This is a genomic window from Streptomyces sp. NBC_00029 (assembly GCF_045160505.1).
Lineage (GTDB): Bacteria > Actinomycetota > Actinomycetes > Streptomycetales > Streptomycetaceae > Streptomyces.
In genome coordinates, this window is the sequence record NZ_CP108292.1 from 4,534,724 (window position 1) to 4,556,653 (window position 21,930).

General features: G+C 69.8%; 22 protein-coding genes. 11 read left to right on the forward strand and 11 right to left on the reverse strand.

Features of this window, described 5'->3' with window-relative positions; all coding sequences use genetic code 11:
* The first annotated feature begins 6 nt into the window (after nucleotides 1-6).
* Complete coding sequence (locus tag OG753_RS21275) at nucleotides 7-582, forward strand: antibiotic biosynthesis monooxygenase (RefSeq protein WP_327263289.1); 576 nt, start codon at nucleotides 7-9, stop codon at nucleotides 580-582.
* Nucleotides 583-592: 10 nt separating this feature from the next.
* Here OG753_RS21275 and OG753_RS21280 read toward each other — a convergent pair whose 3' ends face one another.
* The 9 genes from OG753_RS21280 to OG753_RS21320 form a co-directional block, all read right to left on the reverse strand.
* A complete protein-coding gene (locus OG753_RS21280) occupies nucleotides 593-2,242 on the reverse strand; it encodes a long-chain fatty acid--CoA ligase (RefSeq protein ID WP_405789649.1) in 1,650 nt (549 codons plus the stop codon).
* Nucleotides 2,243-2,404: 162 nt separating this feature from the next.
* Complete coding sequence (locus OG753_RS21285) at nucleotides 2,405-2,938, reverse strand: SigE family RNA polymerase sigma factor (RefSeq protein ID WP_405789650.1); 534 nt, start codon at nucleotides 2,936-2,938, stop codon at nucleotides 2,405-2,407.
* A 135-nt stretch (nucleotides 2,939-3,073) separates the two neighbouring features.
* Complete coding sequence (locus OG753_RS21290; protein ID WP_405789651.1) at nucleotides 3,074-4,240, reverse strand: lipid-transfer protein; 1,167 nt, start codon at nucleotides 4,238-4,240, stop codon at nucleotides 3,074-3,076.
* Nucleotides 4,237-4,620: a MaoC family dehydratase gene (locus tag OG753_RS21295; RefSeq protein ID WP_405789653.1), complete on the reverse strand. Its 384-nt coding sequence runs from the start codon at nucleotides 4,618-4,620 to the stop codon at nucleotides 4,237-4,239. Before OG753_RS21295 ends, OG753_RS21290 begins: the two co-directional genes overlap by 4 nt.
* The gene (locus OG753_RS21300; RefSeq protein WP_405789655.1) at nucleotides 4,617-5,735 is read right to left on the reverse strand and encodes an acyl-CoA dehydrogenase family protein; all 1,119 of its coding nucleotides are present in this window, start codon (nucleotides 5,733-5,735) and stop codon (nucleotides 4,617-4,619) included. Before OG753_RS21300 ends, OG753_RS21295 begins: the two co-directional genes overlap by 4 nt.
* The gene (locus OG753_RS21305; protein WP_405789656.1) at nucleotides 5,735-6,676 is read right to left on the reverse strand and encodes a bifunctional MaoC family dehydratase N-terminal/OB-fold nucleic acid binding domain-containing protein; all 942 of its coding nucleotides are present in this window, start codon (nucleotides 6,674-6,676) and stop codon (nucleotides 5,735-5,737) included. Before OG753_RS21305 ends, OG753_RS21300 begins: the two co-directional genes overlap by 1 nt.
* On the reverse strand, nucleotides 6,673-7,824 hold the full coding sequence (locus tag OG753_RS21310; RefSeq protein WP_405789657.1) for an acyl-CoA dehydrogenase family protein: 1,152 nt from the start codon (nucleotides 7,822-7,824) through the stop codon (nucleotides 6,673-6,675). Before OG753_RS21310 ends, OG753_RS21305 begins: the two co-directional genes overlap by 4 nt.
* 198 nt (nucleotides 7,825-8,022) lie before the next feature.
* The gene (locus OG753_RS21315) at nucleotides 8,023-8,334 is read right to left on the reverse strand and encodes a hypothetical protein (RefSeq protein WP_327263297.1); all 312 of its coding nucleotides are present in this window, start codon (nucleotides 8,332-8,334) and stop codon (nucleotides 8,023-8,025) included.
* Nucleotides 8,335-9,087: 753 nt separating this feature from the next.
* Nucleotides 9,088-9,501: a DUF6344 domain-containing protein gene (locus tag OG753_RS21320; protein WP_405789659.1), complete on the reverse strand. Its 414-nt coding sequence runs from the start codon at nucleotides 9,499-9,501 to the stop codon at nucleotides 9,088-9,090.
* Between the two features lie 267 nt (nucleotides 9,502-9,768).
* Between OG753_RS21320 and OG753_RS21325 the strand changes: the two genes are divergently transcribed.
* Nucleotides 9,769-10,071, forward strand: coding sequence for an RNA polymerase sigma factor (locus OG753_RS21325; RefSeq protein WP_405789661.1), 303 nt, complete (start codon nucleotides 9,769-9,771; stop codon nucleotides 10,069-10,071).
* Nucleotides 10,068-10,943 carry a CU044_5270 family protein gene (locus tag OG753_RS21330; protein ID WP_405789662.1) on the forward strand — a complete coding sequence of 292 codons (876 nt, stop codon included), beginning with the start codon at nucleotides 10,068-10,070 and terminating at the stop codon, nucleotides 10,941-10,943. The genes OG753_RS21325 and OG753_RS21330 overlap by 4 nt, the downstream gene beginning before the upstream one ends.
* 367 nt (nucleotides 10,944-11,310) lie before the next feature.
* Here the strand turns inward: OG753_RS21330 and OG753_RS21335 are convergent, their stop codons facing one another.
* Nucleotides 11,311-12,207, reverse strand: a complete 897-nt coding sequence (locus tag OG753_RS21335; RefSeq protein WP_405789664.1) for a hypothetical protein — start codon at nucleotides 12,205-12,207, stop codon at nucleotides 11,311-11,313.
* Between the two features lie 644 nt (nucleotides 12,208-12,851).
* Here OG753_RS21335 and OG753_RS21340 point away from each other — a divergent pair.
* Nucleotides 12,852-13,628: an NUDIX domain-containing protein gene (locus tag OG753_RS21340; protein ID WP_405792752.1), complete on the forward strand. Its 777-nt coding sequence runs from the start codon at nucleotides 12,852-12,854 to the stop codon at nucleotides 13,626-13,628.
* On the opposite strand, the gene OG753_RS21345 is transcribed toward OG753_RS21340, so the two are convergent.
* The gene (locus tag OG753_RS21345; RefSeq protein ID WP_405789666.1) at nucleotides 13,612-14,742 is read right to left on the reverse strand and encodes a helix-turn-helix domain-containing protein; all 1,131 of its coding nucleotides are present in this window, start codon (nucleotides 14,740-14,742) and stop codon (nucleotides 13,612-13,614) included. The two genes, OG753_RS21340 and OG753_RS21345, sit on opposite strands and share 17 nt — an antisense overlap.
* A gap of 728 nt (nucleotides 14,743-15,470) precedes the next feature.
* Here OG753_RS21345 and OG753_RS21350 point away from each other — a divergent pair.
* From OG753_RS21350 to OG753_RS21380, 7 genes are all read left to right on the forward strand, one after another.
* Complete coding sequence (locus tag OG753_RS21350; protein WP_405789668.1) at nucleotides 15,471-15,740, forward strand: DUF6284 family protein; 270 nt, start codon at nucleotides 15,471-15,473, stop codon at nucleotides 15,738-15,740.
* Nucleotides 15,737-16,072 carry a hypothetical protein gene (locus tag OG753_RS21355; RefSeq protein WP_405789670.1) on the forward strand — a complete coding sequence of 112 codons (336 nt, stop codon included), beginning with the start codon at nucleotides 15,737-15,739 and terminating at the stop codon, nucleotides 16,070-16,072. The genes OG753_RS21350 and OG753_RS21355 overlap by 4 nt, the downstream gene beginning before the upstream one ends.
* Complete coding sequence (locus OG753_RS21360) at nucleotides 16,069-17,070, forward strand: DUF2637 domain-containing protein (RefSeq protein WP_405789672.1); 1,002 nt, start codon at nucleotides 16,069-16,071, stop codon at nucleotides 17,068-17,070. The genes OG753_RS21355 and OG753_RS21360 overlap by 4 nt, the downstream gene beginning before the upstream one ends.
* On the forward strand, nucleotides 17,070-17,408 hold the full coding sequence (locus OG753_RS21365; RefSeq protein ID WP_405789673.1) for an RRQRL motif-containing zinc-binding protein: 339 nt from the start codon (nucleotides 17,070-17,072) through the stop codon (nucleotides 17,406-17,408). The genes OG753_RS21360 and OG753_RS21365 overlap by 1 nt, the downstream gene beginning before the upstream one ends.
* 83 nt (nucleotides 17,409-17,491) lie before the next feature.
* Nucleotides 17,492-19,099 (forward strand): hypothetical protein, encoded by a 1,608-nt coding sequence (locus OG753_RS21370; RefSeq protein WP_405789675.1) that lies wholly within the window; start codon nucleotides 17,492-17,494, stop codon nucleotides 19,097-19,099.
* Nucleotides 19,099-21,189 carry a hypothetical protein gene (locus OG753_RS21375; protein WP_405789677.1) on the forward strand — a complete coding sequence of 697 codons (2,091 nt, stop codon included), beginning with the start codon at nucleotides 19,099-19,101 and terminating at the stop codon, nucleotides 21,187-21,189. The genes OG753_RS21370 and OG753_RS21375 overlap by 1 nt, the downstream gene beginning before the upstream one ends.
* Nucleotides 21,190-21,397: 208 nt before the next feature.
* Nucleotides 21,398-21,877, forward strand: a complete 480-nt coding sequence (locus OG753_RS21380) for a hypothetical protein (RefSeq protein ID WP_405789679.1) — start codon at nucleotides 21,398-21,400, stop codon at nucleotides 21,875-21,877.
* Nucleotides 21,878-21,930: the final 53 nt, after the last annotated feature.

Genomic DNA, 21,930 nt, shown 5'->3' on the forward strand with positions numbered 1-21,930 from the left:
GGGCCGATGGCCATCACCAACACGAGCGAGCACACCGTCCCCGCCGACAACGGGGAGGTGAACCTGCTCATCGCGCGGCAGGTGGAGCCCGGGCACGAGGAGACCTTCGAGGCCTGGGCCCACGGGATCCTGGAGACGGCCGCGGGCTTCCCGGACCACCTCGGGTACGGGCTCTTCCGTCCCGCGGCGGAGGGTGGGCCGTGGTTCCTGGTCCACCGTTTCCGCAATCAGGCCGCGTTCGAGCGCTGGCAGGACTCCCCGGAGCGGGCGCAGTGGTTCTCCAACTGCCTCGGCCACCACCACACGGAGATAGCCCGCCGGGAACTGCACGGCATGGAGACCTGGTTCGCCAAGCCGGGTACGACCCGGCCCGCGCCGCCGCGGTGGAAGATGGCGATCAGCTCGGGGCTGGCCATCTTCCCGATCTCGCTGATCGGCAACGCGGTGCTCGGGCCGTACCTGGTGGATCTGCACTTCGTACTGCGCACGGCCGCCTTCGCCGTCGTCTTCAGCACTCTGATGACCTACGTGGCCATGCCCGCGGTCAGCAAGCTGCTGCGGCCGTGGCTCACGCGGGGATAGCCCCCGGTCGTCAGTCGAGCTTGGTGACGTCCAGTGCGCCGTCCGCGTACTGCTTGCGGATCACCTTCTTGTCGAACTTGCCGACGCTGGTCTTGGGCACCGCCTCGATGAACGTCCAGCGCTCCGGCAGCTGCCACTTGGCGATGGTCCCGGCGAGGAACTCGCGCAGACCCGCGTAGTCCACGGCCGCGCCCTCCTTGAGGACGACCGTGGCCAGCGGGCGCTCTCCCCACTTCTCGTCCGGGACGGCGACGACCGCGGCCTCGGCGACCTCTGGGTGCGCCATCAGCGCGTTCTCCAGCTCCACACTGGAGATCCATTCACCGCCGGACTTGATGACGTCCTTCGCACGGTCGGTGAGGGTGAGGTAGCCGTCGGCGCTGATGACGCCGACATCGCCGGTCTTGAGCCAGCCGTCCGCGCTGAACTTGTCCTCGGGCCGGAAGGGTTCACCGGCCGCACCGCCGTAGTAGGAGCTCGCGATCCAGTTGCCGCGTACCTCCAGCTCGCCGGCCGACTCCCCGTCCCAGGGCAGGAGGTCACCGCCGGGGCCGACCAGACGGGCCTCGACGCCCGCCGGGAAACGGCCCTGGGTGATCCGGTAGGGCCACTCCTCCTCGGCACTCAGACCGGCCGGAGGGTGCGCCATCGTGCCGAGCGGGGAGGTCTCGGTCATACCCCAGGCGTGGCAGACGCGGACGCCGAGCTTGTCGTACGCCTCCATGAGGGAGGGCGGACAGGCCGCGCCGCCGATGGTGACCTGCTTCATCGAGGTCAGGTCGCGCGGGTTGGCGGTGACCTCGGCCAGCAGCCCCTGCCAGATGGTGGGGACGGCTGCCGCGTGTGAGGGCTTCTCCTGCTCGATCATCTCGGCGAGCGGGGCCGGCTGCAGGAAGCGGTCCGGCATCAGCATGTTGATACCGGTCATGAAGGTGGCGTGCGGCAGCCCCCAGGCGTTCACGTGGAACTGGGGGACGACGACGAGGGTGGTGTCCTTGTCGGTCAGGCCCATCGACTCGGTCATGTTGACCTGCATGGAGTGCAGGTAGATCGAGCGGTGGGAGTACACGACGCCCTTGGGGTCCCCGGTGGTGCCGGAGGTGTAGCACATGGCGGCGGCCTGGCGCTCGTCCAGCTCGGGCCAGTCGTAGGTGTCGGAGCGGCCCGCGAGGAGCTCCTCGTAGTCGTGCACGCGGACGTCGAGCCCCTCGAGCCCGGAACGGTCGCCGGCACCGGATACCACGACGTGCTCGATGGTCGGCAGGTGCGGCAGCAGCGGCACGAGCAGGGGCAGCAGGGTGCCGTTGACCAGGACGACGCGGTCGACAGCGTGATTGACGATGAAGACCAGCTGCTCAGGAGGGAGCCGCAGGTTGAGGGTGTGCAGGACCGCGCCCATGGAGGGGATCGCGAAGTACGCCTCGACATGCTCGGCGTTGTTCCACATGAGGGTGGCGACCCGGTCGGTCTGCTGCACTCCGAGCTCGTCGCGCAGCGCGCCGGCGAGACGGGTGGCGCGGGTGCCGATCTCGGCGAAGCTGCGGCGGTGCGGCTCAGCCTCCCCGGTCCAGGTCGTGACCTGGGACTTCCCGTGGATCGTCATCCCGTGTCGGAGTATGCGGGTGACGAGGAGCGGTACGTCCTGCATGGTGCTGAGCAAAGCGTCCTCCCGGTGAGCGCTGCGGCGCTGCGGCGGCTACGGATGCTGCCGATTCTGCGCACGTACCGGTCGGCATGTCACTACCCGGGAGTAGAAACCGCTACGTGTTTCACGTGAAACATCCCCTGACGTCCCCAGGTTTCACGTGAAACATCCGCCGTCTCACCGGACCGGCATGAGCTCCGGGTCCTCGCGGAGCTTGCCCAGGGCGCGGGAGACCGCGCTCTTGACCGTGCCGACCGAGACCCCGAGCAGCTCCGCGGTCTGCGCCTCGCTGAGGTCCTCGTAGTACCGGAGGACGACCATGGCACGCTGACGGTCGGGCAGCCGGGTCACCGCGCGCCACATCGCGTCGCGCAGTGCCTGCGCCTCGGCGGGGTCGGAGGCCGGAGCCACCTCGGTCTCCGGCAGCTCGTCGCATACGAACTCGTCGACCTTGCGCTTGCGCCACTGGGAGGTACGGGTGTTGACCAGCGTCCGCCGGACGTAGCCGTCCAGCGCGCGGTGATCCTCGATGCGGTCCCAGGCCACATACGTCTTCGCAAGGGCGGTCTGGAGCAGGTCCTCCGCATCGCACGGGTTGGCGGTGAGGGAGCGCGCAGTGCGCATCAGGACCGTGCCGCGGGTCCGGACGTACGCCGAGAACGACGGGTACGGCGTCGGATTCGAGGCGAGCGGGCACACAGGCGTGGTCATGTCTCCACGCTAGGAGCGCCCACCCGCCATGGGATCGGCCGTAGGTGCCGATGGTGGATCCGTCTCAGGTTGTAGGCGCAGGGCCGTCCCCACCCCCTGAAGGTGGAGGGGTGGGGACGGCCCTGGTCCCGGATCTCAGCCGTCGGCGCCCAGGATCAGCCCGGAGGTCGGGACACCGGTACCGGCTGTGACAAGTGCGTGCGCCGCCCCCGCGACCTGGTTGACGGAGGTCCCGCGCAGCTGGCGGACGGCCTCGGCAATGCCGTTCATCCCGTGCAGGTATGCCTCTCCGAGCTGGCCGCCATGCGTGTTGATCGGCAGGGCGTCCGCGGCCACGAAGTCCGCGGCCTCACCGGGCGCACAGAAGCCGAACTCCTCCAGCTGCATCAGCACAAAGGGGGTGAAGTGGTCGTAGAGGATGCCGACGTCGATGTCCGAGGGCCGCAGCCCGCTGGTGCGCCACAGCTGGCGGGCGACCACGTCCATCTCCGGCAGCCCGGTGAGGTCGTCCCGGTAGAAGGAGGTCATACCCTCCTGGCGGCGGCCGGCGCCCTGAGCGGCGGCGGTGATCACGGCGGGCGCGTGCCTCAGATCCCGGGCGCGCTCGGTCGTGGTGACGACGACGGCCTGGCCGCCGTCGGTCTCCTGGCAACAGTCCAGCAGCCGCAGCGGCTCCACGATCCAGCGCGAGGCCGCATGGTCGGCCAGGGTGATGGGCTTGCCGTAGAAGTACGCGGCGGGGTTGTTCGCGGCGTGCCGGCGGTCGGTGACGGCGACGTGCCCGAACGCCTCGGGGGTGAGGTTGTAGGTGTGCAGGTAGCGCTGTGCGGTCATGGCCACCCAGGAGGCGGGGGTCAGCAGCCCCCAGGGGAGCGACCAGCCGAGCGCCGCCCCCTCCGCCGAGGGTTCCCGCTGCTGGACCCCGGACCCGAAGCGGCGCCCGGAGCGCTCGTTGAAGGCGCGGTAGCAGACCACGACCTCCGCGACTCCGGTGGCGACGGCGAGGGCGGCCTGCTGGACGGTGGCGCAGGCCGCGCCGCCGCCGTAGTGGATGCGGGAGAAGAAGGACAGCTCCCCGATGCCGGCCGCCTGGGCGACCGTGATCTCGGGGCTGGTGTCCATCGTGAAGGTGACCATGCCGTCGACGTCGTCGGGGGTGAGCCCGGCGTCGTCGAGGGCGGCGTGCACGGCCTCGACGGCGAGTTTGAGCTCGCTGCGGCCGGAGTCCTTGGAGAACTCGGTGGCTCCGATGCCGGCGATGGCTGCGCGGCCGCCGAGCTCGTCGCGGGTGCGGACGCTCATGCCGGCACCTCCGCGGTGACCGTTCCCGATACGTGGTGGCCGAGGCCGTTGGCGCCGACGACCCGGATCTCGACGGTGGTCGCGGATACGGCGGTGACGGTGCCGGTGAGGGTCATCGTGTCGCCCGGGTAGTTCGGGGCGCCGAGTCGGATGGCCACCTTGCGCAGGACGGCGCGCGGCCCGAGGTGGTCGGTGATGTACCGGCCCACCAGGCCGTTCGTGGTCAGGATGTTCATGAAGACGTCCGGGGAGCCCTTCTCCTGCGCCAGCGCCGCGTCGTGGTGCACGTCCTGGTAGTCGCGGGAGGCGATCGCGCCCGCGACGATCAGGGTGCGGGTGACCGGAATCTCCAGCGGCGGCAGCGTGTCGCCGACGTTCATGCCTGTTCTCCCTCGGCTGTCGAAGCGAACGCGGATGCGGATGCGGATACGGGTGCGGGCGCGGGCGCTGGTGCAGGCGCGAGCGCGGATGCGGGGGACGCGGCGATCGTGGCCCCCAGCTCGGCCAGCAGCTCGCTGCCGCAGCCCAGGTATGCGTCCAGTTGGCGCCCCCACAGGAAGTGCCGGTGCACGGGGTGGTCCAGGTCGGCGCCCATGCCGCCATGCAGGTGCTGGCCCGCGTGCACGACCCTCCTGCCCGCCTCCGAGGCCCACCAGGCGGCCGTCAGCACGTGTTCCTGCGCGGGAAGACCCTGGTCGAGGCGCCAGGCCGCCTCGTAGGCGGTGACCCGGATCGCCTCGGTGTCCATGTACGCGTCGGCCGCGCGCAGCATGACCCCCTGATGGGTGGAGAGCGGCCGGCCGAACTGCTCACGGGTGGAGGTGTACTCCACCGCCCGGGCGAGGGAACCCGCGCAGACGCCCGCCTGGAGGCCGGCGAAGGCGGTGCGGGCGGCGGCGAGCGTGTCCTCGTACGCGCCGTCGGACCCCAGCCGTTCGGCCTCGGCTCCGGCCAGGGTCAGCCGGCCCGCCGACCAGGGGGCGGTGGTCTCCACGGGGGAGGTCCCCACGCCGGGCGCGTCGGTCCGTACGAGCCACAACGCCCGGTCGGCGTCCGGGACCAGGACGTGCGTGGCGTCGCGCAGCCAGGGCACGGCGGGGGTGGTCCCGGTGAGCCGGCCGCCCTCGGCGGTGATCCGGCCGCGCGATGGGAAGGCGCCGGTGGCCACCGCCTCGCCCGTGCCGAGGGCGGGCAGCAGGCGGGCGCGCTGCTCGGGGCTGCCGTGCGCGGCCACGGGGAGGATCCCGTACACGCAGGTGGCGGCGTACGGGACCTGCGCCGTGGTGCGGCCCTGCTCCTCCAGCAGCAGGACCAGCCCGAGCAGACCGATCTCCTCGACCGCGGCGGTCAGCCCGGCCGTGGTGAGGGCCTTCCACAGGTCGGCGTCGCTGCCGGTGCCGGCTTCGGAGAGGCGTTCATGAGTGGCCAGGTCGGAGAAGATGCGGGCGGCGAGACCGGCCGCGGCGGCCTGTTCCTCGGTGGGACGGAAGTCCATCAGCCCTCACTCCCGCGGAAGACGGGGAGTTCGAGATCGTCGTCGACGCGCAGGAACTCCAGCTGAACGGGGAGGCCGATGCGCACCTTGTCGTAGGGCACACCGGTGATGTTGCTGATCATCCGGACTCCTTCGGCGAGCTCGACCAGCGCGACCGCGTAGGGCGGGTCGAAGGCCGGGAAGGGCGGATGGTGCATGACCACGTAGCTGAACACCGTGCCCGCGCCGGAGGCCTCGACGGTGTCCCAGTCCGCGCTCGCGCAGGCGTTGCAGCCGGGGAGCCACGGGAAGCGGAGCGTGGTGCAGGCGGTGCAGCGCTGGATCAGCAGCCTGTGCTCCCGCACTCCTTCCCAGAACCCCTGGTTGTCTTGGTTGATCACTGGGCGGGGCCGCTGCGCCGGTGGCCGCTTCTTCGACGGCCCGGCGGCGGGCACGTACTTGAGGATGCGGAAGCGGTGGGTGCCGGCGGGCTCGCCGTCCGCCCGGACGTCCATGCGGGTGGTCACGAAGTGGCCGGTGCCCAGCTTGGTCGTCTTGCGGGGCGACACGGACTCGATGACGGCGTCGAAGGTGATCGCGTCGCCGGGGCGCAGCGGGCGGAGGTATTCCTGCTCGCAGTCGGTGGCGACCACGGAGGTGAAGCCCGCGCCGTCGAGGAGCCCGAGGAGCTCGTCATAGGCGGAGGAGCGGTCCGCGTGGCCGGAGAGGCCGCCCATCGTCCAGGCCTGCAGCATGGTGGGCGGAGCGATCGCGTCCGGCCCGGTGTAGGCAGGGTTGGCATCGCCCATCGCCTCGCACCAGTGGCGGATCATCGGCTCGTTGACCGCGTCCTTCCCCCGGCCGCCGGTGGCGGCCGGATGCCCCTCGAAGGCCGTCAGCAGCGTGTGGAACCGGGCTGCCTCCTCCGCCGCGTCAACGACCGCGTCCGCGTCCGCCGTCATCGCTTCCTCCCCTTCATCCCGAGCCGCATCATGGCGACGATCTCCCGCTGGACCTCGCTGACCCCGCCGCCGAACGTGTTGATCTGGGCGGCCCGGTTCATCCGTTCGAGCTCGCCGCCCGCGAAGGCCGCGGGCCCGCGGATCAGGGCCTCCTCGCCGACCACCTCCTGGCACATCCGGTACACCTCGACGGTGGACTCGGTGCCGAGGAACTTCACCCCGCTGGCATCGCCGGGGGCCAGGGCGCCGCTGCCCACGTCCTGGACGAGGCGCCAGTTGAGGAGGCGTACGGCGGCCAGTCGCGCGCGTGCCTCGGCGAGCCGGGACTGCACCCAGGGGAGGTCGGCGGGCCGGTCGCCGGTGGCCGGATCGGGGGTGCGGGCGTGGTCGAGCGCGTACGCGTAGAAGTCCTCGGCCTGCATGCCGATGGCGGCGAGGGCGACGCGCTCGTGGTTGAGCTGGTTGGTGATCAGGCCCCAGCCGCCGTGCTCGGGGCCGACGAGATGGCCGGCGGGGACGCGGACGCCGTCGTAGTACGTGGCCGTGGTGGTGAGGCCGCCGACGGTGTGGATCGGGGTCCAGGAGAAGCCAGTGGTGTCGGTGGGCACCAGGATGATCGAGATGCCCTTGTGCTTGGGCGCCTCGGGATCGGTGCGGCAGGCGAGCCAGATCCAGTCCGCGTTCTGGGCGTTGGAGGTGAAGATCTTCTGCCCGTCGATGAGCCAGTCGTCTCCGTCGCGGACCGCGCGGGTGCGCAGGGCGGCGAGGTCGGTGCCGGCTTCGGGTTCGGAGTAGCCGATGGCGAAGACGATGTCGCCCGCGAGGATCCGGGGCAGGAAGTAGTCCTTCTGCTCCTCGGTCCCGTATTTCATCAGGGTCGGGCCGACGGTGTTGAGCGTGACCATGGAAACGGGGGCGCCGGCCCGGTAGGCCTCGTCGAAGAAGACGAACTGCTCGTCGGCGCCGCGGTCCTGGCCGCCGTACTCGACGGGCCAGCCGAGGCCGAGCAGCCCGTCGGCGCCTATGCGGCGCAGGAGTTCGCGCTGACGGGCGGGATCGCCGGGGACGCCGTCCGGCAGCAGATCCTTGAAGTACGCGCGCAGTTCGGCGCGCAGCCGCAACTGGCCTTCGGTCGGGGCGAGGTGCACGGCGCAGGCCTCCCGGCATCACATCATCGAGGGAACCTGACTGTCCGTCAGATTCACCCGTGGTGTCAAGGTCGGGAGAGGAGCCGGCTCGGGGGCTCGGGCTGGCGCCGGGAGATGCGCGAGGGCGCCTGCGCTACCGGACCCCAGCCGGTCCGGTCGCACAGGCGCCCTCAAGAATCTGAGCGACTCAGGCCGCGGCTACCACCAGGGGTGGAAATTGACCGCCACGGTGGCGTTGGACTGGTCGATCGCGGTGAAGGCCGACCCGTTCACCTGCGCGGTGTTGCTCTGGTTGGAGGCCCCGGAACCGGTGGCCACCTGCTGCGACGTGGACGAGTTGCCGTTGTTGTTGCCTCCCACACCACTGCCGACGATGCCGGCGACGCTCGCATTCGATCCGTCGTTCGCGAAGGAGCCGTTGTCGGCCGACGCCACCCCGCCCAGGAGAGCTACGGCGAGAGGGAGCGCGGCGACGGCGGCGATGACGCGGGCGGTACGGATGCTTGCCATGTCTTTGTCCTCCAGAAAACCGAAATGGGACTTGCTCCAAGGCAGTTGGCCGACCGCCTCGGTCGTTCCGTGTGGTGACGACGTCGCGAATCCAGAGTTGCCCACCGAATCCCCGGCGAACCGTCACGGAGTCCCCGATTCCCCCGCAAGTATGACCAACATCGGATAAACCTCATTTGCGCCCCCGAAGCCCCAGGTCAGCACCCTGGGATCGGCCGAAACCGGCGCCGCACAAGGGCCGAAGCGTTCCGCCAGAACGGCCTGTCCCGGACATGCCGAAAAGGGCCGCGCCGTCCGGGAACCCCACCGTCTCCCGGGCCTGCGGCCCTGCAATGCCAAGCTTCACGCCCCCTGCACGCCCCGGCGCAAGCCGGGGTGACCCATCCGTGCCCCGCTCCGGGGGCACCACCGCGCGGCGCGATCCACGGTCGCGACCGACCGGGCTCCAGCGCCTACTCGTACTCCTGCTTCTCCTACGGGTTCTACTGCTGCTTCCGGCTCCGCTGCCGGCTTTGCGGCTGCTTCCGGTTCTCCTTCTGGCGCCACTGGTCCAACTGATCCTGCTGGCCCTACTGGTCCTGCTTCTGGCTTCAGCTTCTGGCTTCAGCTTCTGCCCGGCGGCGGCACATACACCCGCGAACCGGACCGTACGACTGCGACTGCGACTGCGACTGCGACTGCGACTGCGACGGCGACGGCGACGGCGACGGCGACGGCGACGGCGACGGCGACCAAGGGATACGGGATACGGGGCTACGCGGCCAGCCCGAGTGCTTCCCGGGCGGCGCCGGCGGTGGCTGCGGCGGGCACTGCGACCGGGGCTGCCGGGGCTACGACCGGGGCAGTGGTGCGGGCAGCGGTTCCGGGACCGGCACCCATGGCATCGGCGGTGGTGGAGCGTCGGACGGAGGGGGTCTTGCCGTGCGCCTCGGCGCGGATCCGCTGCTTGATGGTCGGCGGGAGCGAACCGCCCCGCATCATCGCCCGCCAGGTCCGCCGGGCCACTACGGCCGGCCGGCGCACTGCGGTGGCCGCGGCGCCCGCGGCGGAGGGGGCCGGGGCGGAGGCCGGAGCGGCCTTACCCGCGAGACCGAAGCAGGAGAGGAGGGCCACGAGAGCGGCGAGGACGGAGGTCCAGATCGACGTGAGGATGGTGCGGTGAGCCATGACGAGGTGCCTCGATTCACGATGTTCCGACGGGCGGATCTGCATACATTCGTCATGATGTGGCCGCAACCGCACCGACCCCATCGCCCGCGCCGATCTTCCGACAAACACCACTCGGAAGGCCCAAGGCAGCGGTTCGGCGTCCAAGAAGGCCCCGGAAGGAACGCCGCAGACAGCGGGCAGGGACAGGGGCAGGGGCACGCCCGTCCCGTGAATGTGTGACGCGCGCCTCATGCAGCGCACGGGGTCGAGCGGACACTACGCAGTGTGGAACAGCAGCTGTTCGCCGAGATCTACGATGCGCACGGCCACGCCGTGTACGCGCATGTCGTCCGCATGACTTCTGACCGGTCGGGGGCGGAGGACATCGCCTCCCTCACCTTTCTCGAAGCCTGGCGGCTCAGGGCGACGCTCGGCGGAGTCACGAACCATCGGGCGTGGCTGCTCGGTGTCGCCACCATTTCCTGCGCAACACCCGCAGGGCGGCACGACGCCACAGAGAGGCCCTCACGCGCTTACCTCCACCGAATGCCGTGCCGGACCCGGCCGATGGAGTCGTATCCCGCATGACGGACACGGCAGAGGCTGAGGCCGCCCTGAGCGCCTTGGGCCGGCTCCGGCGTGCCGACCGCGAGACCATCGTCCTGTCCGTATGGTCCGGCCTCAGCCACAGCGAAGTGGCAAGGCCTGCGGCGTCGCAGAATCCACCGTTCGCTCCCGGTTGTCGCGGGCGCGCGCCCGCCTGCGCAAGCTCACCACCGACCATCTGGCTGCGGAGCCAGCCGCAGGGCGTCCGGCCACGTCCCGCACCGCACGCGAGGGACACCTCCCTGTCCGAGGTGCCCGGGAGCGGGGGAAGGATGGAGGCGTCCCCTACCGACGAGTCTGCGGAACACTGGCACTCGGTCGATGGGTCGGCAGGAACGACGACGCGCACCGTGCGAGGGTCCGAGACACTCCCGCCCGATGGCCCGCCCACTCTGAACGGCCCCACTTACCGGTTTCTCGAAACGCTTCCGACCGACCCGGACGCGCTGCTGCACCTGATCTACGAGGACACCCAGATGCAGCAAAGCCCCGGCTCCGGTTCGACAACGGGACCCGATCAGCAGGCGTTCGTCGCCATCGGTGACTTGCTGCGGAGGTTCCAGGCACCGCCCGGTCTGAGTGCGGCGCTCTACCGTGCGGCGGCCCGCATTCCCGGCGTGGTTCTGGTTCAGGACTCGAAGGACGCTGTGGGCCGAACGGGTGTCGCTGTCGCCCGGGTCCACGACAACGAGCGAACCGAGTGGATCTTCGACAAGCAGACCATGCGGCTCCTGGGCGAGCGGACCATCGCCCTCGGGGACAGCGACTGGGGCAAGGCCGGAACGGCAGTGACCTCCGTAGCCATCGTCGCGCAGGGGATCACGGACCGTCCCGGGCAGCTGCCGCAGGGTTGAGCCGGCAAACGAAAACGGCTCCTGCCCATTTGATCCTGGTCAGGAGCCGTTCACCTGCGGTGGGTGTGGGATTTGCACCCACGGTGACTCGCGCCACGACGGCTTTCAAGAGGGTTCCGCCGAGAGTCTCAGCACCGCCGTGACCTGCACCGGAGCGCGCTCCAACATCCACCCCGCCCGCGCTGGCCCACACATGGCCCAAACCTCGGTATTGGGCTGGGGCGAGCCGCATCCGAAGGACGTCAGTCCGGACCGCCTCAGCCCGACCCCAGGGAGCCAAGAGGCTCGCTGTCTCGCCGGCGCCATGGGTTGCTGGATACCCACCGCTGAAGTGGGCGCTCGTAGTCGACGACGGGAGGGCCCCGGGCTAGAGTCCGCGGCCCTCCATCTCCTTCCACTTCCGCTTGATGGGGATCAAGGTATTGGCACCCCCTTGCGCATCCAGTTCGACGGGATCGCTACAAACAGTCGTTCCGGACGGAGTGCGCTCCACGAAGCAGTTCAGGGCCGCATGACGCCCATCACGGGTGACCGCGTAGACGGTTAGCGCCTCCCGCCTATCCAATCGATCCCTGGCAGGCAGCAACACAGTTCCTAGTTTCTTCTCAGTTTCCGTTTGCGCCCCCATCCAGGTCTCCCCAATAATTAGAACCCCGTCCGCCCGCGTTGACTCAACAAGATTTGCCAGCCCTTCAAAGATGAGAATCTTTGCCCCCTGGTCAGGAAACTCCATCACCTGAATGCGCACCACGGCGTCACCCTTATAGCAGAGCGCCAGCGTGGCATGAAATCCATCCCTCTGCATCACCTGCCGGGCTACTTCCATATATCCAGGTACGCACGCCACGGCATCCCCTTCAGGAAATTCAGGTGAGCCATACCCTTCAAAAGCAGCCCGCCCTCTTTCCTCATCCACTTCAAATTCTTCGGAAAACTCCTCCAGAACCCGTCCATCCCTGGCGGAAAAATGGCCGGACAGCTCGGATCGCGCAGCGTGCATGCATGAAAGATGTCCAGAGAGTTCCGGCAATTCAGAAGTGATGCACTCACCGTATCCAGAATCCAACTCACAAGCCCCAACGCCTGCGGCCAAGTGACCCGTACGAAGCAGACGGTTGAGTTCCATGTAAGCGTCAGCTGTGGCTTCGAGAAGCTCCCAAGTAGGGAGCGCTTTATCCACCCATCGACGTTTGACCGTGATCGTACCGAAAGGCGGCATACCTCGCGATCGACGGATGGCATCAATGATTTCATCCATACTCATTCGCGGAGGAAACTGCGCCACAGCCTCGGACCTTCGATACCAATCTCCGATCCATACCACTTGACAAGAGCTGTACAGCTCTAGATCAGACTCATGAACGATGCGATTCCGCGACTTTTTGGCCCATCGCATAATTTCACCTTTACTGACTCCTTCAGAGAAGCGGGTAAACCACTCCTGGAAACCAGGAAGAGTTGCCTTGCGCTTAAGCAAGAGGTCAGTGACACTTCGATGCGTTTGAAGCAATGAGTTCAAGGCCAACCGAAATCCGTCAGGGCTGAAATATGCTTCATGAAGCGCATGCCACTGAGCGTGGCAATCCAGAAGACGTCGATGGGCGTGCGGCATCGGACACGCCGAATTCTGACCTTGCTGCATGGCTTGGCGGCCTCTCACGAGTCAAGTAGAAGAACAGTCTGGCACGCCTGTAATCAAAGCCGCAGGGATTATCTCTACTTGCGGTAAACATCGGAGGGCGCGACTGAAGCCCCTGAAGCGATCGTGTGTGAGGCCATCCCGGGTCGCCTCCAGCCACCCCCCGTCCGCACCAGATCGGAAGAGAGATGGGTATGACCGAGTCCCCTGCGCTGATCCCCCACTACGCTGGCTGGCACCAGCTGACGAACGGGGAGAGTGCTCTGAGGATGGGACCGAAGTCGACGAGGGTCTACCAGACGATCCGGTCGTGGATCGAGTCGGGTAAATATGGACCCGGCGAGAAGCTTCCCTCCGAGCGGACCATGAGCGCTGAGCTGGAGATCGGCCGTACTGCCCTCCGCCAGGTGCTCGCGCGACTGGCGAGCGAGCACCTCATCAAGGCGTACGACCGCAGCTCCTACCGCGTCGTGGGCAGCGAGGCCGTTGCCACGCCGGCGGAGCTGGAGCCCTGGACGATCCATGGCAGCAGGACGGTCTACGAGAACAGGTGGGTCAACCTCGACCTCGTCGATGTCGAGCCGCCCGGGGTCGAGCGGTTCGAGCACCACGTGGTGCGCCTGCACCATGTGGCGATCACGGCTGTGATCGATGAGCAGCAGCGCGTCCTGATGCTGTGGCGCTACCGCTTCGTCCCGCAGCAGTGGGGATGGGAACTCCCCGGCGGGATCGTGGACGAAGGCGAGGACGCGGCGACCACGGCGGCGCGGGAGACCGAGGAAGAGACCGGCTGGCGCCCGACGAACGTTGAGCACGTCGTGACGTATCAGCCCATGATCGGCATGGTCGATTCGCCTCACGAGATCTTCGTGGCACGCGGCGCGGTGAAGGTGGGCGAGCCCACAGACATCGAGGAAGCCGGGCAGATCGCCTGGGTGCCCCTGGCGGACATCCCCGCCCTCATGGCCGAGGGGAAGCTCATGGGGTCAGGAACCCTGGTTGCCCTCCTGCACATCCTCGCGTCGCGGGCTACAGCCGCCCAGTAAGCAGCTCCACACGCCGGCGATGCCGCACGGACCCCGTGCGGTTCGCCAGCAGGCGCGCCTGCTGAAGGTTCGAGCGCGCCTCGTCGAACTCGCCGCGGGCAAGGTGGGCTTGCGTCAGGTCGCTGTGCAAGCCTGCCTTGGCGCGGACGAACGTGGGGTCTGCCGTCTGGAGCGATGCGTAGAGGTCATCCATGGCCGAGCTGTCCCCCAGCAGCGCCAGTACGTTTCCCCTCCAGCGCGCCAGATGGTCCGTGTTCAGGAAGATGCTCAGCATGTCGGAGTCGCGGGTGTCCGCGCCTTCCGGCAGCGCGGCCGCCGCCCGGTCGAGCGCGTGCCTGGAATCGTCGTGCATGCCGGCGGTGGCGCACAGCTCGGCTTCGGCCGCGCTCAACCAGGCTCGAAGGCGGGGCGACTGCCGCTCCGCATGGGTGCGCTGCGCGTCTCGGATGAGCTCCACCGCCATCTCGGGTCGGCCGGCATCACCCAGGACGTACGCCTGCTCGCCCATGGCGTGAGCCAGGTACTGGGGCGCGTCAGCATCCTGCGCGGCACGTTTCGCCAGCTCGTAGTGCCGCCAGGCTCGCTCCACGGAACCGGCATCCAGCGCTTGCCAGGCTGCCAGGGTCGCCGCTCCGGCCAATGCCGTCGCGATGGGACGGCGCGTTCCCGGCAGGACGGCGAAGGTGAGCGCGTCCTCCATCCTCGCCAGGTGGCCGGTCATCTGGTCCACCAGGCCCGATGCGCCCATCTGCCGATCCATGGTCCGCAGTAGCTCGGTCTGGTCCATGAAGGTGCTCACCATGGAATCGCTGACACTCCGCGCCGAGTCGATCCGGCTCAACAGGTCCTCGTAGCCGTCAGCTTGCTTGGGGACTGAGCGTGCGCGCTCCCCGCCCAGCTCGGCGTCCGTCACCCCGAGCAGCGGCCGGAGGATCACGGCGTACCGCTCCGTGATGGCCCGTCGGCCGTTCTCCCACTCCGACACGTAGGTCTTCAGGCTCGCGCTGGATGCGACGTTCAGCATGTGCTGCCGCGCGTGGCGCTCGATCTCGAAGATCAGCCGCTCCTGCGACCATCCCCGCGCGGTACGAACAGCTCGTAATCCCTTGCCCACGTGCATCGCCTCCGATGGCCGTGCCACCTGAGGGGTTTAACCGAGTCGCCGCAGGTGGGAGCGGGTTAACACCCTTGAGGTTAACCCCTGTTGGCTACCGAGACCCCCCATCTGGGCCGTTTCCTGAAGTCACACCGGAACGACACCGGCAAGCCCCGAACGAACCAAGGGCTTGCATCTGGTGCGCACCAGATGCCATGCTTCTGGTGCGCACCAGATGGCCCGCAAGGGCCCAACTCCGGTGTGCACGAGGCAGAAATGGCCCGCGTCGGAACGGGGCCACAGCTAAGGGCGGGGACGCTGCAATCCCGCTAAAGGCCAGGGGACAGGGCGAGCGGTTGGCGCCTGACTGGCGAGGTGGCCCGGTGACCGCGAGCAACGGCCGGAGGGTGGGGACTTGAGTCCCCCTTGCAGTGCTGCATCCCAGTTGAAGACGTAGGAGGACATCGTGATCCGCTTAAGACTTCGGGCCCCGATCGCGCTTGACCGGCGCGGCGGGAACGCCCTTCGCGTCATCCCCTGAGCCGCTGCGACAGCGCACCGGGATAGCCGGTGGCTCGCCTCTCAGGGCGGTTGCCTCCCCCGCACGTCTGCCGCTTCGGCGGTGTACGTGCGGGGTTGAGGGGAGCCGGAGATCTTCCCGCTTCACCCCAACGCAGTGCAGCCCCGGCGCTCGAACGCCGGGGCTGCTGTTCGGGCCCCGTTCCTCTCTCGAAGGAGCAAGACCCATGAAGTCCATCGCCGCACTTCACAACGTTGTTACCCCGTGGTCCGACGGCCTGGAGCCGTCGGACGCGGAGTTGGACGCGATCGAGTGGGAGATGCCGCTGATCCTGGCGGATGTCGAGCTGCTTGACGCGCGGATCGCCGTGCTGGACCGCACGCCGTCCGAGCTGGATGAGCGGCGTATCCGCCGGGCCCGTCGCAAGATGCTGGACGTCCGGCGGACGCTGACCAACCAGGCCGCCACGGCGAGCATGCCGGGCGGTGCCGCATGACCGCCACACTCTCCTCGCTGGACGCGCCCCTGCGAGTCCTCCGCCTGTTCGCCGCCGAGTTCCCGCACCTGCCGGCCCCCTGCGTACGGGTGACCACGATCTTCCCCGGCCGGCTGGAGCTGTCCTTCCACGACGACTTCGCCGGGTTCGAGGCGTGGCGTGACGCCCTCGGGATCGCTCCCGAGAGCGTGAGCCACGGCGTTCAAGGCGGTGGCTGTACTCGCGTGCTGGAGGCGGAGAGCGACTACGCCGGAGCCTTGCTGAGGCTGGTCGGCTTCGCGAAGATTCCGGCTGCCGACGTGGAGCGTTCACGGGCGGAGGCGGCTTCGTGAACAGCGTTCAGATCCGTTCATCCGAGCGTGCTCTCTCGGTGGGGACGTGGCTGATCGTCGGCGGGGCGATGCTCTACTCCGTCCTGACGGTCACGCCGTTGATGGCGGCCCACACCCCGGTTGAGTGGCGGTGGACGGCGCCGATCCTGCCGCTCGTCGTCGACGCGGCCGTGGTCATCGTGGTCCGCCTCGACTCGGTCCTGGCCCGTCTCGGCGGTCACGGTGGCGCCTGGCCGGTGGCCCTGCGGTGGATGACCGGGACCATGACCCTCGCGCTGAATATCGGCGTATCCGCCCTGGCCGGGGACATGGTCGGGGTCGCCGTCCACTCCGTCGCCCCGCTCCTGCTCATCGTCACGGCAGAGGCCGGACTCGCCTACCGGCGGGCCCTGACCGCCGCCGTCCTGGCTGTGGAGGCCCGCAAGCGCGCCGAGCGGGACGCCCGGGAGCGGGCGGCCGCGGAGCAGGAGGAGAACCGGCGGCGGGCCGCACGTGAACAGCGCGAGCACGAAGCGGCCCTCGCCCGTGAACAGCGTGAACACGAAGCCCGGCTAGTCCGCGAGGAGGCCGACCGGCAGGACCGGCTCCGCCGCGAGGAACAGGCGCGGGCAGAAGCCGCCGAGCTGGCGGAGCGGGAGGCCCGTGAACGCCGTGAACGCGAGCGTGAACAGCAGCAGGCCGAGCGTGAACAGCGTGAGCGCAGGGTCGCGCAGCAGCGTGAGTTGGAGGCCCGCGAGCGGGCCGAGCGTGAACGCCGTGAACAGGCGGAGCGCACCGCGCAGGCCGAGCGTGAACGCGAAGCACTCCTCGCCGCTGGCCCGCCCGCGGAGAAGCAGCCCGAGGAGCAGGCCCGCAAGACCGTGCAGGCCGCGTTCGCTGCCGGGGTACCGGTCCGTGTCGCGGCCGAGCTGTCCGGCTGGTCCGTTGGTTGGGCCTCGGCTCGTTACCAGGAAATGCGCGACGCGAACGCCGCCTCGATCGCCCCGGCCGTCGGCTGATGGCCGCCCTTCCCATCTACCGGTGGCGCCTGGCCCCCGATGGCCTGGCCACCCGCCGTCAGCTCCGCTCCCTGGGGCTGCGGCCCGGAGGTCAGGACGTCGTCGCCCAGCTCGAACGCCCCCGGCGCCGGCGCGGCCCACTGGTCGCCTATCTGTACCTCGTCGATCGGGCCCTGCCCGTCCGGCCGATGACCGTCGGCCGGACCGCCGCCCTCGCGAAGGCGAATGCCGCCCGCCGCTGGTGCCCCGCCTGCCGCCGCGACGCCGGATACGTGATCCCGGCCTCGCTCGGCATGTGCACCCCGTGTGCGTACCCCGATGAACAGCGCGTCGCCTGAACCACCTCAGCAGCGAGGGCCCGGCTGCCCACCTCCTACAGCGTCGGCCGGGCCCTCTTCTCCCCTGAAGGAGCACGTTCAGCATGACCGAGACCCTCAGCGAACCGGTAGCCCCACCCGAAGAAGCCACCCCCGCCCCGGCACCGTCCGAGACCAGCGCGACCACCCCGGCCAAGGAGGTGGAGCACACCGCCGGCGGATTCCCGGTAGTCCCGCTCAGCTTGTCCGGGACGAACGCGGCGGCCGGCCTGCTGGCTACCGCCGCGCTGGCCGGGGGCCCGATCGCCGCCGCCATCGCCATGACCGGCGCCGCCGTCCTGGGCACCGCCGCAGCCCACAGCCGCAGCAAGACCGGCAAGAAGAAGCCCGCGGTGAAGTCCACCCCGGCCGCCACCCGAACCACCGGCGGCAGCGCGGGACGTGGCCTCTTGGGGCGGATTCCCGCCCAGCCCAGGGCCTCGGCGCGTACCGCGGGTGGCATCGGGTCCGGATCTCGCAGGACCACGGGCGGACAGGCCCGGCATCGCACGGGCGGCCCGGCCGGTGGCCGGTCCGGCACCGCCTTCGGCAAGGCCGGTACGCCGTCGGCCCGCCAGCGCGCCGCGCAGGCCGCCGGCCGTCTGGCCGGTGGCCGGGCCGGGCAGGTCCATGGTCTGCGCTCGCAGGCCAGGGCGCAGGACCCGACCCGGTCCGCTGCCCGTAGGGCCGCGGTTCAGGCCCGGCGGCAGGTCGCGGACACCCGGCGAGCCGCGAAGGCCGCCGAGCGCGCGGCCGCGCGCGGTACGAAGGCCCGTGGTCCGGCAGCTCGCACCCTCGCGAGGGGCATGGGCAAGGCCGCCGCCGTCCGCGACAAGGCCGTCAACGCGGCCCGCGCCGCGAGGGATCGCAACGCGGGCAGGGCGGTGGGCAAGGGACGCCAGCAGGTCCAGCAGGCCGCGTACCGCAGGCGTCTGGCGCAGGTGAAGGCTCCGGCGCAGCGGGCAGCGCGTAAGGCGCTGCTGCGGTCGGCTGCCCGTTTTCACGCCCGTAAGGCCCTCGCCGGGGTCCTCGCCGCAGGGGCCGGACTCCTCGGCATGGTCACCACCCCGCTCGGGCGGTGGCTGCGCTGGGGCTGGCTGATGTACCCCGGCCGGCGCCTGTACCGGTTCCTCGTCGGCCGGGCCCGCGCCCAGCGCGAGGACCGGGACGCCGACATCCGCGCCCAGCTCGAAGACGACGAGCGGGCCGCCGAAGAGCAGGTGGCGGCCGAGCACGACCAGGACGACGAGCCGGTCGGTGACAGCGCCGCACGTCCCACCACGCACGTTCCCGCACCTCCCGCCAGCCAAGGAGTAGCTGTGAGCAACGCATCCGGGTTCAAGTTCGAAGAGCTGGCCGCCGAGATGGAGCAGGCCGCCCAGCAGTACGAGCCGGAGAACTGCATGGAGATCCTCGCCATGCTCGAAGGCCTCCCCGAGGCCCTGCAGGCCATCGCGAACGTCCTGCGCATCCTCGCTGAGCGCTCCGACACCGAGTTCCCGCTGGAGAAGGTCGTCGCGGACATGCTCTCCGACCTCTTCAGCGTGTTCACGAACTCGGTGTCCTTCTCCGAGGAGCTGGGCCCGACCTTCCGCCAAGCCCACGAGGCGGACATCGCCCGCCACGAAGACCCCCGCAACGGCACCGAGGCCGAGAAGGGCTGGAACGTCTGATGAGCGCCCAAACCATCGAGCACAACGGGCTGGCGCTGGACTGGGCCGCCGGCCACGGCCCCATCACCGGGGCCCTGTCCGCCACGACCGGCGCGTACGCGGTCGCCACCGTCGGAACCCTCGCCCACATGCCGCCCACCTGGGCATTGGCCGTCGGCACCGTCGGCGCGATCGGGCACACCGCGTCGGGCTTGCGGCAGAAGCTCGCTGCCCGCACCATCGGCGCGCGTGCCGCGTCCTGGCTCCTCGGGTCCGGCTGGACCACGTGGGCGCTGGCCACCGGGCCGCTCACGTGGACAGCCCTGGGTTCGCTGGCGGTGATCGGCGTGGGCATGGGAGCCGCGGCCCGGTCCGTCGGCCTGTACGAGGAGGCCCGCGAGCTGGAAGCCCTCGCCGTCTCCGAGCGGCAGGTGGCCCGGGAGCTGTCGGCGGAGCGGCGGGGCATCGCGGCGGAGTGGGTGGACCGGGTCCAGCGGGTCTGCGGGATCACCCTGCGGGTCCTGGCGGTGGAGATGTGGCCCACGAACACCGGCTACACCATCGACGCAGAACTCCCCACCGGCGGCACCACCTACGACCGCATCGCCAAAGAGAACGCCCGCCTGTCCGCGGACGCGCGGCTGCCGCACGGCTGCACCGCCGCGGCCTCCCCGGGCATCGACCAGGGCCGCGTCCTGATCGACGTGACGACCGTCAATGTCCTGGCCGCAGAGGTGCCTTACCCGTCCGAGTACGGCGCTTTGTCTATCCACACGGGCTTGCCGTGGGGGTACCGGACGAACGCGGACGAGATCCTCACCTATCTGCGTGAGCAGTGCGCGCTCGTCGTCGGCCCGACCGGGTCGGGCAAGACAAACATGGTCCACGTCATCCTGGCCGGGTTCGCCCGCGCCACCGACATCCTGACCTGGGTCATCGACCTGAACGCGGGATCGGCCGGCCTGCCCTGGGTCCGGCCGGCGATGGACGGCTCCGGGCAGGGCGGGCCGGTGCGGCCGGGGATCGACTGGCTGGCCGCCTCCCATCAGGAAGCCGACCTGATGCTCGATGCCGCGCTGCGGATCGGGCTCTACCGCAAGCGCGCCTACCAGGAGCTGATGGCGCAGGCCAACACGGACTTGCTGCCGGTCAGCGCGCAGATTCCGCAGATCATGCTCGTCATTGACGAGGGCGCCGAGATCCTCGTCAGCAACGAGCCGGAGAAGCGCAAGCTCGCGAAGAAGATCCTGGAAGTGATTCGGATGCTCCGCGCGATGGGCATCCGCACCGTCCTGACCGCGCTCGGCGCGACCGGCGCCGTCCTCGGCAACATGATGATCCGCCGGGAAGCCAAGACCCGCGTAGCGCTGACGGGCGGGGCGACCGAGGGCATGGACCTGTCCAAGCTGTTCCCCAGCGCCCGCGGGCTGCGGATCGAGCAGGCACCCCACAAGGGCACCGGCTTCATGGGCACCCCTGAATCCCCTACCGGCCTGTTCGGGACGTGGCGCATCCTGCCCACCCAGATCCGCGACATCGTCCACGCCACCAGCGACCGCCACCCCCGCTTGGATGCCGTCTCCGCGAAGGCCGCCGGCGCGGACTACGCCCGCCGCTGGGATCAGCAGCGCACCGCGTGGATCAACGAGCACCACCACACCGACCCGGACCCCGACACCAGCGCGCCCGACCAGGCCCCCGCGGGAGGGGGCCTGAACCTCGCCGCCCACCGAGACCGTGGTCAGGCACCGCTCGCCCCTTTGGCGGACCGGGTGGACGCGGAGTTCGAGCGGCTCATCTCCGTCGAGTTCACCACCGCCCCCGACCCGGAGCAGGAACAGGCGCGGCCGGGGCTGAACCTGTCCGCGCACCGCGACGAGGACAACGCCGCCCGGCAGGCAGCCCTGACCGTCCTCATCGCCGCGGGCCCGGAAGGCACCGGCGCATCGGCTATCGCTCGGCAGCTCGACCGGTACGGCACCACCCGCCAGACCGTCGCCGGATGGCTCAAGTCCTGGACCGACGAAGGCGAAGCCGTCCGCGTCGGGACCGGCACCAAGACCCGCTACGTCCACCACACCCACGCCCCCAACATCCCCGACGAGGACTGACCTTGTCGCTTGTCGCCACCCCCGGAGGAACACCCTCCCGGACCTCGCAAGGGCTTGCAAACGGTCTCTGACCTGGGAGGCGACAAGCGACAAGACAAGCGACAAGACAAGGGCACGCGACAAGACAGACGACAAGCGACACGACAAGCCACGCCAGGACCACCCCTTGATGTTTAGGGGTGGTCCTGGCCTACGAGGGAGCCCCGTCGTGCATGAACGCACCCGCACGAGCACCACCCCCGCCACCCGCTACGGCGACGCGATCCTCTACCCGACGAGCGTCCAGCAGCCTGTGATGCTGCCCACCGAACTCCCCCCGGGAGTCGAGATGGTCACCCTGCCGAACGGCTACCGGACCCTCGCCTACACCCAGCCCGCCGCCCCGACGCAGGCCGCGGCGCAGCCGATCCCGGCATGGGCCAAGACGACCGCTCTCCTCGCCCCGACCGTCGGCGGCGGGATCGCCGCGGCCGGATTCGGGATCTCCTACGCCGCACCGGGACTGATCGCTATGACCGAAGCCCTCTGGGCCGCCATCGCCCTCATCGCCGCCGGCGTCATCGCGCCGATGCTCCTCCGCGCCACCCGAGGAACGGGACGCGGTACCGCGCCGGTCCAGCACGTCACCCAGAACATCACCGCGTCCGGGATGTTCGGCCGCGCCACCGGAACCATCAACAACCGCTGAACGCCGAAGGCGGCCCCCCACTCACGCCAATGAAGCGGGGCCGCCCTCGTCCA

Bases quoted from the DNA above. Each gene is read 5' to 3' on its own strand.
- OG753_RS21275 (WP_327263289.1), top strand. From the start codon at position 7: ATGGCCATCACCAACACGAGCGAGCACACCGTCCCCGCCGACAACGGG.
- OG753_RS21285 (WP_405789650.1), bottom strand. From the start codon at position 2,938: ATGACCACGCCTGTGTGCCCGCTCGCCTCGAATCCGACGCCGTACCCG.
- OG753_RS21290 (WP_405789651.1), bottom strand. From the start codon at position 4,240: ATGAGCGTCCGCACCCGCGACGAGCTCGGCGGCCGCGCAGCCATCGCC.
- OG753_RS21295 (WP_405789653.1), bottom strand. From the start codon at position 4,620: ATGAACGTCGGCGACACGCTGCCGCCGCTGGAGATTCCGGTCACCCGC.
- OG753_RS21300 (WP_405789655.1), bottom strand. From the start codon at position 5,735: ATGGACTTCCGTCCCACCGAGGAACAGGCCGCCGCGGCCGGTCTCGCC.
- OG753_RS21305 (WP_405789656.1), bottom strand. From the start codon at position 6,676: ATGACGGCGGACGCGGACGCGGTCGTTGACGCGGCGGAGGAGGCAGCC.
- OG753_RS21315 (WP_327263297.1), bottom strand. From the start codon at position 8,334: ATGGCAAGCATCCGTACCGCCCGCGTCATCGCCGCCGTCGCCGCGCTC.
- OG753_RS21320 (WP_405789659.1), bottom strand. From the start codon at position 9,501: ATGGCTCACCGCACCATCCTCACGTCGATCTGGACCTCCGTCCTCGCC.
- OG753_RS21330 (WP_405789662.1), top strand. From the start codon at position 10,068: ATGACGGACACGGCAGAGGCTGAGGCCGCCCTGAGCGCCTTGGGCCGG.
- OG753_RS21335 (WP_405789664.1), bottom strand. From the start codon at position 12,207: ATGAGTATGGATGAAATCATTGATGCCATCCGTCGATCGCGAGGTATG.
- OG753_RS21340 (WP_405792752.1), top strand. From the start codon at position 12,852: ATGGGACCGAAGTCGACGAGGGTCTACCAGACGATCCGGTCGTGGATC.
- OG753_RS21350 (WP_405789668.1), top strand. From the start codon at position 15,471: ATGAAGTCCATCGCCGCACTTCACAACGTTGTTACCCCGTGGTCCGAC.
- OG753_RS21355 (WP_405789670.1), top strand. From the start codon at position 15,737: ATGACCGCCACACTCTCCTCGCTGGACGCGCCCCTGCGAGTCCTCCGC.
- OG753_RS21365 (WP_405789673.1), top strand. From the start codon at position 17,070: ATGGCCGCCCTTCCCATCTACCGGTGGCGCCTGGCCCCCGATGGCCTG.
- OG753_RS21370 (WP_405789675.1), top strand. From the start codon at position 17,492: ATGACCGAGACCCTCAGCGAACCGGTAGCCCCACCCGAAGAAGCCACC.
- OG753_RS21375 (WP_405789677.1), top strand. From the start codon at position 19,099: ATGAGCGCCCAAACCATCGAGCACAACGGGCTGGCGCTGGACTGGGCC.